Origin of the sequence: Paenibacillus sp. Soil766 (assembly GCF_001428105.1) — a bacterium.
Taxonomy (GTDB): Bacteria; Bacillota; Bacilli; order Paenibacillales; family NBRC-103111; genus Paenibacillus_E.
This window is the reverse complement of sequence record NZ_LMSJ01000023.1, coordinates 370,475-383,337: the sequence shown is the minus strand read 5'-3', so window position 1 is coordinate 383,337 and position 12,863 is coordinate 370,475. Positions and strand designations below refer to the sequence as shown.

The following is a 12,863-nucleotide window of genomic DNA, read 5'->3' as shown; positions in this document are numbered from 1 at the left end:
ATGATTCAAAATCCGATTCTGCGCGGCTTCAACCCGGATGCTTCGATCATTCGAGTTGAAGATGATTATTATATCGCAACATCTACCTTTGAATGGTTCCCTGGCGTGCTCATTCATCATTCCAAAGATTTAATGAATTGGCGCCCCTTAACGCGTCCGTTGGATCGGGTGAATCAGCTTGATCTTCGCGGAGTGCCTAGTTCAGGCGGTATTTGGGCACCATCTCTAAGCTACTGCGATGGCACTTTTTATTTGTGTTTTACGAATGTGGTAGGTAGAAAAGGCGTGTACAAGGATTTGCACAATTATATGGTGACGGCGCCTTCAATGGAAGGACCTTGGTCTGAACCGATCTATCTGAACTCCAGCGGTTTCGATCATTTTATGTTCCACGACACGGATGGACGCAAGTATCTGTTTAATATGCAGTGGGATTTTCGCAAAAACAAAAATCGCTTCGCCGGCATCATTATGCAGGAATTCTGTCCAGCTGAAGGCAAGTTGATTGGCGAGATTAAGCTGATCACGCAAGGGACAGAGTTAGGTGTTACCGAAGGACCGATGGTGTACCGAAAGGATGGCTACTACTATTTGCTGGTGGCTGAAGGGGGAACGGGGCCGATGCATGCTGCAACTTTGATGCGTGCGAAGTCGGTTGACGGACCTTACGAAGTCGATCCTGACTTCCCTTTGATCACGACAAGAACTACGCCAGATCATCCCTTGCAAAATGCAGGCCACGGCTCCTTGGTGGAAACGCAACTAGGGGACTGGTACATGGTGTTCATTTGTTCTCGTCCTCTGTTGGACGGGAGAGGGCTTAGTCCGTTGGGCAGAGAAACATCTCTGCAGAAAGTAGTTTGGACAGCAGATGGATGGCTAAGGCTTGCCGCAGGCGGTAAGCAGCCACAGCTGCATATTCCTGAGACGGAGCTCACGCCGCATCTGTTTGCGCCGGACCCGGTCCGCGATGATTTCGACGCAGCGAAGCTCAGTGTGCATTGGCACACATTGCGCGTACCAGCTGACGAGTCATGGTTAAGTTTAACGGATCGTCCTGGCTTCTTGCGATTGAAGGGGAGAGAGTCGCTTACCTCTTTGCACCAACAAAGCCTTGTGGCAAGACGAATTCAAAGCTTCCAGTGCGAGATGGTGACATGCGTGGCGTTTGAGCCTGAAACGTTTACCCAAATGGCAGGACTTGTGCTCTATTATGATGAGTCCGATCATTACTATCTTCGCATCTCCCACGATGACCAGATCGGCAAGCATCTAGCGATTATCGTAAGCGATCAGGGGCAGTATGATGAACTGGATGCGTATGTGCCGATTCCTGAAGGGAAGCGCGTTTATCTCAAAGCCGCAATGAATTTTGATAAGATTCAATTCTTCTATAGTTTAGATGGTCAGTCGTGGGAACCTATTGGTCCGACGCTGTACGCAGGCAATCTCGCCGACAGCTACCAAAGAAAGTTATCATTTACGGGTGCTTTCGTTGGGCTGTGCGCACAAGATTTGCGAGGAACACGCCTGCATGCGGATTTTGATTTTTTCGATTATGAGGAATTGGATCGCTTTGATGCGGAATCGTACAATAGAAAGCTTCACGAAATTCCCGGGGGGTAACTCCGGTTTTTTTCTTAAATAAGCGATGAAAAAACTTCAGATCACTATACCCCACCGCGACGCAAATCTCCCCTACACTCATGTTGGTAGTGGTGAGCTTTCCACAAGCGGCTTCCATACGGATGTTCTGCAGGTATTCGGTAAAGCTCATGCCGGTCTGGTGCCGGAAAAGACGGCTAAATTGTCTCTCGCTAAGATTGGCTTGCGATGCTAGCTTACTTAGTCTAATCTCGGCCGAATAATTGCAGTCGATGAAAGAGACCGCTTCATCTACGCTCAGCCATTGCGGTCGATATCCGGCATCTATACCAATCTGCAAGTGGTGTCGGTATAAGCGCATTAATATTCGCGAAACAAGTGAGGTTAGAACTACCAAGTAGCCAGGCGGTTTAGCAGAGAATTCTTGGTATAGCTCTCGGAATATGGCATGGTATTCCCCCGAAGTGTCTTGAATAGAGAACCAAGGCAAGGTTCCATTAATAAACAAGTCAAAGATTTCTGAAGCCTGTGGAAAGCTGGTTCGTAATTCCGACACATACGATACAGGAAACAAGCAATTGTAAACGATTAGAGGTAAGTCCTTTTTGGGGGTCTTGGGTCGAAACACATGGCTTTGTCCAACTGGAATGAAAAAGAGTGTTCCGTAGCCAACGGGAACTACCTCGCCGGCAATATAATGTACACCTGCGCCTTCACTGACGTATGTAATCTCGATAAACTCGTGAGAATGTTCGATCAGCTCGAACGTCTCGTTTGCGCGGTTCACATAGATAGGTATGCCCGGTTCAAAAAAATGTTCCCCTAACATGACAAAACTGCTGCGTTTCATGCTCATACCTATGCTCCTAACGTACTAAATCATTTGTATCTATCATACAGAATTTGATTATTACATGTCTAGATAGACCTATAAGGATGTCTGAATTGAACTCTTAAATTGGAAAAGGTGGAATCCGATTGTTACCTAGTCGTTGTTCCATGATCTGCATGAGTTGAGAATATCTTGTCATAACCGTAAAGCAGGTAGACCCATGTTAATGAGGGTCTACCTGCTTTTTTTGGTGCTATTTGTAAAATTAAGTGAATGGTTTAAGCATTCGAAACGGAGAACGATAGTGAAGGAGGGTTGATGAATTGCACCGTTTATGAGGGATACACAATTATCGTATGGTACATGGTCTTGACGTCTTCGGTATTCCGGTACGTATGCGGTTGGTCGGCCGAGAAATGAATAGCATCTCCCACGGTCATCTGAAAAGATTCTTGGTGAAACGTCACTTCGAGTCCGCCCTGCATCATAAGGATGTATTCCTCGACCCCTTCATTGTGCGGCTCCGACGCGTGGCTGCAGCCGGGATCCATTTCGACAGTATAAATTTCGAATTGCTTCTTCTGGTCGAAAGGAATGAGCGGGAATGCTCGATAGTGGCCGTCTTCCTCCATGAGAGGCTCCTTGTCTAAGAAGCGAAAATGCGTTACCTTAGGCTCCTCATCTTCAATCAGCGATGTAAAAGAAATATGTAGGCCATTCACGATCTTCCAAAGGATCGAGATGGTCGGATTCGAGTCTCCGCGTTCGATTTGCCCCAACATTGCTTTGCTTACACCGGTCAGCTCTGCCACCTGATCTAAGCTCAATGACCTAGCTTTACGAATCGTTTGTAGGCTTTTGCCGATTTTTTTATGAATCTGTTCGTGCTCTTGTTCCACTTATGGTTCCTCCTGTTAACGGAAACGGTCGATTTTATATTCCTCATTATAAACCAACCCAATCTATTGGCAAACAAATCGTAGGAATTTATTAAATCGTAGGCGAAACCACTATATACAATATAACGCACGTGTGTATAATATAATGTATAAGTATTATATAGCGCACATACGTACAGTATAACGTACTTGTGTACATGATCAGGAGGAAAATGCGATGGAAACGATGATGGGGTTGGTCAAAACGCATCGAGCGCCGGGAGCCGTTTTGAAGGAGTTGCCGATTCCAAGCTATGGACCGGATGAAGTGTTGGTACGGGTAAAGGCGACTTCGATCTGCGGAACGGATGTGCACATTTACAATTGGGATTCTTGGGCCGAAACCGCAGTCATTACGCCGAATGTATTTGGTCATGAATTCGCTGGTATCGTCGAAGGGGTGGGGATCCATGTGGAGAACGTGAAGCTTGGGGAGCATATCTCGGCTGAAGGGCACATCGTTTGCGGTGTCTGCAAAACTTGCCGTACGGGCAACGGACACGTCTGTCCGAACACGCGTAGTTTCGGGATTACGACGCCTGGCTGCTTCGCGGAGTATGCCGTTGTGAAGGCGTCTAACGTGATCCATAATCGCGCGGACATGCCTTACGAGATTGGCTGCTTGCAGGATCCGCTTGGCAATGCGGTGCAAACGGTGCTCTCAGGGGATATTGTCGGTAAGTCGGTTGCCATCATTGGCGTAGGGCCAATTGGGCTGATGGCTGTCGCCGTTGCTAAGGCGAGCGGGGCAGGTCTGGTCATTGCGGCCGACGTGAATCCCTACCGATTGGAGTTGGCCGAGCGGATGGGAGCAGACATCACGATCAACAGTACCATAACTCCGCTTGCGGAAGCACTAATGGCCGTTACTGGTGGAGAAGGTGCCGAGGTCGTGCTGGAGATGTCAGGCCATCCGGATGCCATTCGCGCTGGCTTTGAGGCTGCGGCTCCGGCTGCCCGATTATCCTTGCTCGGAATTCCGATCAAAGAAGTTTCGCTTGACTTATCCAAGCATATTATCTTCAAGGGGCTTCGGATAGAAGGGATAACAGGCCGCCGCATGTACCAAACCTGGTATCAGTTGAAGGGGCTGATTGACCAGAAACGTATTGATCTGCGCCCACTTATTACGCATACATTTACACTGGACCGTTATGAGGAGGCGTTTGCCCTGATGGCTTCCGGACTATGCGGCAAGGTGATATTCACACATGACAGTAAACCGCTGCGGCAGAAGGAGGAACTAGAATATGGCAAATTGGGGCTCGCTTGAGCGTGAACTGGAGCAGTTGAAGAAGGAGGGGCGTTATCGCCCAATTTCTGTTTGGGAGACAGGTTCTGACACCTGGATGAACATCGGCGGTCGTCGCGTGCTGCAGATGTCTTCGAATAACTACTTGGGGCTGACGAATCATCCGGATTTAAAAAAGGCAGCTATTGAGGCCATCGAGCAATATGGTGTTGGCAGCGGGTCTGTTCGAACGATAACCGGCACGCTGGACATTCATGACCAGTTGGAGCAAGAACTTGCGGCATTCAAGGGAACGGAAGCCGCTTTGGTTTTCCAATCGGGGTTTACAACGAACCAAGGTGTGATGACGATTCTTGGGTCTGACGATGTCGTCATCAGCGATGAGTTGAACCATGCCAGTATTATCGACGGGATCCGATTGACCAAGGCGCAGCGTCGCATCTATGCGCATAAGGATATGGACCAGCTCGAGGCTGTACTTCGGGGGTGCGGTTCGTTCGCGAAACGCGTCGTGGTGACCGACGGCGTGTTCAGCATGGACGGGGATATCGCGCCACTCCCGGCGATTGTGGAACTGGCGGAAAAATACGACGCCATCGTGTTTGTCGACGATGCACATGCGAGCGGCGTGTTGGGACGCAACGGCAAAGGGTCCACGGACCACTTTGGCTTGAACGGGCGTGTACACATTCAAGTAGGTACGTTGTCTAAAGCAGTTGGAGCGGTTGGTGGTTATGTTGCCGGAGAGCAGTTGTTGAAGGATTTCTTAATTCAGAAAGCGCGCCCTTTCCTGTTCAGCACCTCGGCGCCTCCTTCGGTGGCCGCAACCTGCTTAGCCGCGATTCGTGTGCTGAAGCAAAGCGAATCGTTGATTGGCCAGCTATGGTCGAACGCGACATATTTCCGCACCAATGTGCAGTCGCTTGGTTTCGATACTGGCGGCAGCGAGACACCAATCGTGCCGGTCATCGTCGGCGAACCGGCGAAGGCGATGTTGTTCTCAGATTTACTGCTGCAGCAAGGCGTATTCGCGCAAGGCATCGTCTTCCCGACGGTCGCGATGGATAAAGGTCGCGTGCGGTTCATTGTCACGGCGAAGCATACGCGAGAAGATCTGGATTTCGCTATAGATGCATTGAATATAGTCGGAAATAAGCTTGGGCTTTTGACATAGCTGGTCACTTTTGCGGAAACTGGTATTTTTTTTAGCTTACATCAAAAAAAGTTGAGCCATCTAAAAAACCGTCCATACACGAGTCGGATCGTTATCGTTACAATTGAGCTATCAAGAGAAGGAGGGACATCTCATGGATAGCTCATTTTGGAAAAGTACATTAACAGATATTGAAGAATGTTTATCAAACGTTACGAAGGGGACGGTAAAGCATCTCGTCTCATCGGCGGGCGGGAGAGATATCCATTGCGTGGAGTACGGCGCGAAAGAGGATTTTGGCCGGAAAGCGAATTATAATTCGGCCTGCGGAGCCAAAAATCCAGAACATTATGCACGCAAAGGACCCGATAATAAGCCTGTCCTTCTTATCGTAGGAGGCATTCATGGCGGGGAATTAGAAGGGATCACTGCTGTACTCAACCTTATTAAGCTCCTTGAAACAGGTGAAGATTATCGAGGAAAGCGCTACGAATATTTGATCGAACATGCACACCGATTCCGGCTCCTGCTTATTCCTTGCATGAACCCTGATGGTCGAGCGAGATTGCCGATTGATACGCTCATTGATGTGCCTGAAGAGAAGGTTGTGTATTACATGCAGGGAACATGGAAGGATGGAACGCTTTGCAGATGGCCGGACTGTAAGTCAGTTCATCCGATCAAGGACGCTTCGGATTTCCTAGGATCGTACTTTAATGACGATGGCGTTAATCTTATGCATGACAATTTCTTTGCGCCGATGGCGCGCGAGACAAGTGCCCTGCTGAGTCTTGCGGATGATGAGGCTCCAGATTTCACCATTTTGCTGCACAGCGGTGCCAATAACAACGTACACCTACCGCCAATCTATCATATTCCCAAATGGGTCATGCAGAAGCATCAGTCGTTTAATCTTCAGCTTGAAAGCGCCTATGCGAAACATGAGATTCCTTATTCTACTCTCGATCAGATCATGGTAGATGAAGGGAAGTATCCTTTTCCGGCAATCAATTTGACTTCTGCCATCCATCATGTTTGCGGTGGATTGAGCATTACATTCGAATCCAATACGGGGATGGACGCACCACCGCCGAAGTATACAGCTCATGAGATTTTGGATAGTCATCTTATTTTATTTGAAGAGATGCTCAAGTTTATGACCAAATAGGTAAACGATTCTATTAGATACAGCCCTAATCGTAAGGACAGCCGAGTGATCGACTGTCTATTAGGCGCTTTTACGAAAGCTGGTATTTTTTTTAGAAAACGACCATAACATAACGGATAAAACGTTTACACGATTCTAACCGTTTGTTAAGATATGGTTACCACTGGGAATAAAGAAAACTGCAGTGATTATTCATGATAAAGTGGAGGTTGTATGAAAACTCTTCAACCGGTACTTTTCATTCGGAATAATTCAAATTCTCTTTTTATACGGCTTATCGCGGGATTCCTTTGTATCATCGTTTTGTTCGCATCCCTTACGCTTTACTCCATGTCCGTTTCCAAAGAAAGCGTCAGGAAGGAGATTGTTAAATACAATACACTGATGCTTGAAAATACGAAGGGAAATTATGAAAATCATTTTAATCTGATCAAAAAGCAAATGCTTCTGTTTTATTATAGCAACGAAGTGCAAAATCTCCATAAGTCCCCAAGTTATCGTAATTTCCCTCTGATCGTGCGTGATATTACGACTTGGGTCGGCAATCCTTATTTGTTTATAGAGAACATAGCTATTTATTCCAAGCAGAACGATATTGTCCTGGAAAAAGGCACGAGCACGAATGCGGAAGACATGTTTAGTAAGTTTTATTCAAGCAGCGAATATCCACTGGCATTCTGGAGGCAGCAATTCACCGAAACCTACTCGAATCGGATTTTTCCATCTGCTACAATGGTTAATACCATTTTTCGTGACCAGCCGCAGATATTGGGCGAGCTCATTCCAATTATATTCCGAGACAATGATCATCCGGATTTCTACATGGTTGTTTTTCTCAATGCCCAAAAAATGTACAAGGCGTTTCATCAAAGTATCTACGATGACTTTATCATTTACAATGATCTCGGCCAAGCGATCGTCGAGAGCCCGAACCAGGAGCCCTTCCTTTCCTATGATGAATTGCAGACACGTGGTGGCGTCGGTGAGTTCGTCCATGATGATAAGTATTATTTTATGATGAAGGGTGACGTGACCGGGTATCAATATGTGTATCGGGTGCTCGTTAAACGTATTGCCAGTCAGTATCGATTGAACATTACCCTGATTGTAGCCGTGGTGGCGGCAATCTTGCTAAGCATATTGTTTTCTTTCCTATTTACAGCGCGGATAAACAACCCGCTCAAAAAAGTACTAGAATCGATTCGTGACATGAACGAAAATGTACCATATCGCTCGAATATCAAAGAATTTAACATTATAAGTAACGAACTTCACGGTAATCAGATGGTTCGCAAGCAGCTGTCGTTTATCCATCATTTGAAAGCGATACGCAGCTCTGATCACGACACCGTCAGCCTTGATTTTACCGACAAGCCATTTGTTTTCATTCTGTTTCAGATCAAGGCTAATAATATAGATGCCATCACGCAGCCTGTGTTTCAGAAATGGCTCTATTACATGAAGACATTCATTGACAGCAAGCTCAAGCCCGCATTTCCAGATTTACTGACGTTTCAGGTTGAACACGATCAAATTTTGAGCTATGTGTTTACCGAAGCCATGACGGATTTAGACGAGCTGCTGAACCAAATGAAGTATGTTTTCGATCATGATAGAGATCACGGTATCGTAACCATTGCGATTTCATCGATCCATTCAGCTTCAAATCACTTAACGAAAGCCTATGAGGAAGTGCAGGATCTGGTAGGAGAACGTTTGTTAATTAATGAAACACAAATCATTCGTAAACGTGCGGCCAGGCAAATGGCGGTTGGTTTCTCTCTGGATCAGGATAAAGAGTTTGAAGCGAATTTGAAAGAAGGGAACACTGCGCAGCTGACTGCACTTATGGAACGTCTGTATGCCAGATGGCAGGGTAAGGAATTTACTGCGGCTGTGCTGATGCGCTTTGCGGAATCGATGGTAGGTAAACTTCGGAATGCCGTGGTTCCTAACTTTGTTGAATCGGACCGTATGGAGGAAATCTTGCATGATTCGGATGATAGAATCCAGCTATGCAATACGCTTCGGGATTTGGAGCAATTGTTGTTAGAATGGGTAACGCAGACAGCTGAAGCAGTTCGAGAAAAAAAAGAGGAAAAGTATCCGATTACTTCCTTCGTGATCGAATATATCAACGAGCACTTATCGGAAGAGATCTATTTGGATGTTTTGGCTGAAAAGCTAAAAATGAGCAGTGGCTACTTGTCCTCCTATTTTAAAGGGAAAACCGGCAAAAATATCGTGGATTATATCAACGAAACCCGGATTGCCAAAGCGGCAAGCCTACTAGCGGATAACCGCATCAAAGTTCATGACGCCGCCAAGACTGTCGGGTATCAGAATATTACCTCTTTCAATCGGATGTTTAAAAAATATACGGGAGTAACGCCAAGCGAATATCGTAAGAGGCTTGGTTAAACTAAAGTCACTAGAAGAAAGGTCTATTGAGCTTGTGCTCATTAGGCTTTTTTGCGGATATTGGGATTTTTACGAGAAATCTTAAATATCTTTTAACTTGATGGATTCAGACGATTTACCCTGTATCTCTGATCTTCTATGATGGGTTTATTGGAGGTTGAAACTACTATGGAGAAATCAGGAAAACATGCAGAATCAGTATCAATGGGGCTATTTGGTCATGCCGAGCTCATCGAGAAATTTACGAATCCTCCCATAGAGCATCGCTCTATCCCGTTCTGGTCGTGGAATGGCAGGTTGGAGCAAGAAGAATTGAATACCCAAGTTGAAGGCTTCAAGGAACAAGGAATGGGCGGGTTCATGATGCATGTACGGGAAGGTCTTGAAACCCCATACATGGGTCAGGAGTTCATGGAGCGTATCAAAGACACCGTTGCCAAGGCGAAAGCCGAAGGTGTATCTGCATGGTTATATGATGAAGATCGCTATTCGTCCGGAATGGGCGGCGGTATGGTGCCTCGCATTGGTGGCGATGCCGTACGCGCCAAGGCATTGGCGCTTACCATATGCCGAAGTTTCGAACCGGATGAATCGATTCAAGCTGTTTATCAAGCGATAATTAATGGGAATGAGCTGGTCAGCTGCGTGAGGCTAACGGATTTTCATGCAGGCTGCAGCACACTTAACGGAGAAGATGTTTACTTAGTTATGAGACGCCTTATTGCTTCTCCGAACGATTGGTGCCACGGTGATACGTACACGGACACCATGAACCCGGAATCGGCCCGGATATTTATCGAAACGACGTATGAACGTTACAAGGAAGCCGTCGGAGAGGAATTTGGGCATACCATACCTGGTATTTTTACAGATGAGCCCTTTATACTCGGCTTCAGAGAGAATTTGAATGAACCGGAATGGACATGGATCGCGTGGTCGCAGTACATGCCTCAAACCTTTGCTGATAAAAATGGGTATGAGATTTGGGACACGCTTCCTTACTTTTTTTTCCACGGCGAGCCCTCCTCCAAGATCAGGTACGATTACTGGAAGACGGTCACCGACATGTTCTGCGAGGCTTACACGAAGCAAATAGGGGACTGGTGCAGAGCGAATGGGATTTCATTTACCGGACATTACTGCTGCGAAGAAGATGTGGTAGAAGCAGCTCGGTATGGTGGTGCCGTTATGCCCCATTACCGATATATGGATATTCCCGGTATCGATACGTTGTGCGAACAAACCAACGAAAGCTTGTCGATCAAAGAGGTGTCGAGTGTAGCTCATCAGTATGGGAAAAAGAAGGTCATTACCGAAACTTACGGAGTTACGGGTTGGGCGTTATCGTTCGAAGGCCGCAAATGGATTGGCGATTGGCAATTTGTACTTGGCGTCAATGTACTAACCCACCATTTGGCGCTTTATACACTGCGCGGATGCCGCAAAAGGGATTACCCGCCTTCCTTTAACTATAACGTGAATTGGTGGGAGCATAATCATGTGATGGAGGATTATTTTGCCAGACTGGGTTCGGTGCTGAGCGAAGGAGATGTAGTTAGAGATGTCCTAGTCATCCATCCTACCGCATCGGTATGGGCTAAGCTCGGTAAGGATGTACAAGCGACGCAGTGGCGTAATCAGGGCGGTAATTCGGAAGAGCTTAGCCAATATAGCCTTGCATTTAACAATTTTATTCGGCAGCTACTGGGGGAGCATTATGACTTTGATTTGGGAGATGAGCTGATCCTTGAAGAGGATGGAAGTATTGAGGGAGAGCAACTAAGGGTTGGGGAAGCCACCTATCGAGTTGTTGTGCTTCCCTCACTATCCAATTTGTTAAGATCCACATATAAGCTGCTGCTCGATTACTTGAATGCTGGGGGACATCTATTTTCATTCGGGGACGTACCGGTCATGTTGGAGGGGGAAGTGTCGGAGGAGTTGCAACTTTTGACTGGGCATCCGCGGTTTAAGCAGCTTCAGTCCAGACATTACCTAGCCGTAGAAATAGAAGCTATCGTTCCGCGCACGGTTAGTCTATTGGATCGCAATGGACGTGAAGATGACCGACTTTTGTACATGCGCCGTGAACTTAAGGATTGTACGATTGTATTTGTCGTCAACAATGACCGGGAAGCTGCACACGATGTGGAGGTTCGCATCCTAGGAGGCGGACGGGTTGAGGAGTGGAATCTGCTTTCCGGTCAAAGGGTAGAGAAAACGGCGGTGCAAGCTCGGAACGGCTACGTCGTGATGCAGGAAAGTTTTGGGCTAACTGATTCTAAGCTGTACGTTATTTCTCACCATGATGAGCTTTCATCAGTAGGTCAGCAGTCTCAGGGTAAGCTGGAGCCTCTGACAGCTCTCGGACCGATTGCTTCATTTTCGCGGACGGCGCTTAATGCCCTGGTTCTGGACCGTTGTCAATATCAGCTCCAAGACGAAACTTGGTCACCATCCATGGATGTATGGCAAGCGCAACGGGAACTTCGTGAGAAGCTGAAGATGAGACAGATTTACATGAATAGCAATTATCAAAGATATTTGTGGATTCACGAGCCGCACGAAAATGATGGCACTCCTGTTACTTTTCGTTGGGTGTTCAGTGTGAAGGATATTCCAACAACAGACACATTCTTGGCTTGCGAGCAGGGGGAACGCTTCCGCTTCAGATTAAATGGTCATCTTCTTACGGAGGTGCCGAGTGGCTGGTACTTGGACAGGTGCATGTCGACCCTTAAGCTGCCAGCTCTGATTGAAGGAGAGAATGTGCTGGAAATCCTTTGTGCGTATACGCATGATATGGAAATTGAGAATGTGTTTCTTCTAGGCGATTTTGCCATTGACTACAACCGATGTCTAATTAAAGAACCTAATAAGCTCCGATTCGGAGATTGGTGCCTGCAGGGCTATCCGCATTATTGCGGAAGCATGGTTTATCATTTTGATCTTGATATAGGTGAAACAGATAGCAAGAGAACGTTTCTGGAAATAGGTCCTTATGAAGCAGTTACGTTAAATCTCAAGGTAAACGGGAAGCAGGAGCGATCGATTCCTTGGCGATCAGCTGGAACAGTAGATCTTACCGATGACTTGGTCAAAGGAATGAACCGGATCGATATCGAGGTGGTGGGGAGTCCCCGCAATTTGCTGGGACCTCTTCATGAAATCCGTACGAACCAGGCTTGGACGGACTGGTGGTCTTATCATTCATCCGGAAAGGAATATACGCAGGAATATAACCTGCATCCCTATGGCTTGTTGGGACAAATTCATATGTATCAAATGGATAACTGAGCATGTGTACGGGGTTGGCAGAGGCTGATCAAACATAAGCGTTTTTACGAAAGGTGGTATTATTATTAGAAAATCTAAAAGTAGTTGATGTTTTAGCAGTTGTGTTGATTTACGGACGTTGAACGGCTGCCATATGATAGCGTTATCAACGGGGCCAGATGTTAGACAGTTCCTTCAATTGTCCTGATGATAAGCCA

7 protein-coding genes and 1 pseudogene are annotated in these 12,863 nt (G+C 46.7%); 6 read left to right on the top strand and 2 right to left on the bottom strand.

The window, feature by feature from the left end:
- Positions 1-1,626 (top strand): glycoside hydrolase family 43 protein, encoded by a 1,626-nt coding sequence (locus tag ASG89_RS19155; RefSeq protein ID WP_057312528.1) that lies wholly within the window; start codon positions 1-3, stop codon positions 1,624-1,626.
- Positions 1,627-1,657: 31 nt separating this feature from the next.
- On the opposite strand, the pseudogene ASG89_RS37760 reads toward ASG89_RS19155, so the two are convergent.
- Positions 1,658-2,434, bottom strand: a pseudogene (locus tag ASG89_RS37760) (helix-turn-helix domain-containing protein); the annotation flags it as partial.
- Positions 2,435-2,769: 335 nt separating this feature from the next.
- On the bottom strand, positions 2,770-3,336 hold the full coding sequence (locus ASG89_RS19140; protein WP_057312522.1) for a helix-turn-helix domain-containing protein: 567 nt from the start codon (positions 3,334-3,336) through the stop codon (positions 2,770-2,772).
- Between the two features lie 217 nt (positions 3,337-3,553).
- Here ASG89_RS19140 and tdh point away from each other — a divergent pair, with 217 nt between their 5' ends.
- The 5 genes from tdh (at position 3,554) to ASG89_RS19115 (ending at position 12,666) form a co-directional block, all read left to right on the top strand.
- Positions 3,554-4,648, top strand: coding sequence for an L-threonine 3-dehydrogenase (gene tdh / locus ASG89_RS19135; protein WP_057312521.1), 1,095 nt, complete (start codon positions 3,554-3,556; stop codon positions 4,646-4,648).
- Positions 4,626-5,801: a glycine C-acetyltransferase gene (locus ASG89_RS19130; protein ID WP_057312519.1), complete on the top strand. Its 1,176-nt coding sequence runs from the start codon at positions 4,626-4,628 to the stop codon at positions 5,799-5,801. Before tdh ends, ASG89_RS19130 begins: the two co-directional genes overlap by 23 nt.
- Positions 5,802-5,934: 133 nt before the next feature.
- Positions 5,935-6,948, top strand: a complete 1,014-nt coding sequence (locus ASG89_RS19125; RefSeq protein ID WP_057312517.1) for a M14 family zinc carboxypeptidase — start codon at positions 5,935-5,937, stop codon at positions 6,946-6,948.
- A gap of 213 nt (positions 6,949-7,161) precedes the next feature.
- Complete coding sequence (locus tag ASG89_RS19120; protein WP_057312515.1) at positions 7,162-9,369, top strand: helix-turn-helix domain-containing protein; 2,208 nt, start codon at positions 7,162-7,164, stop codon at positions 9,367-9,369.
- 138 nt (positions 9,370-9,507) lie between these two features.
- Complete coding sequence (locus tag ASG89_RS19115) at positions 9,508-12,666, top strand: glycosyl hydrolase (protein WP_082593420.1); 3,159 nt, start codon at positions 9,508-9,510, stop codon at positions 12,664-12,666.
- Positions 12,667-12,863: the final 197 nt, after the last annotated feature.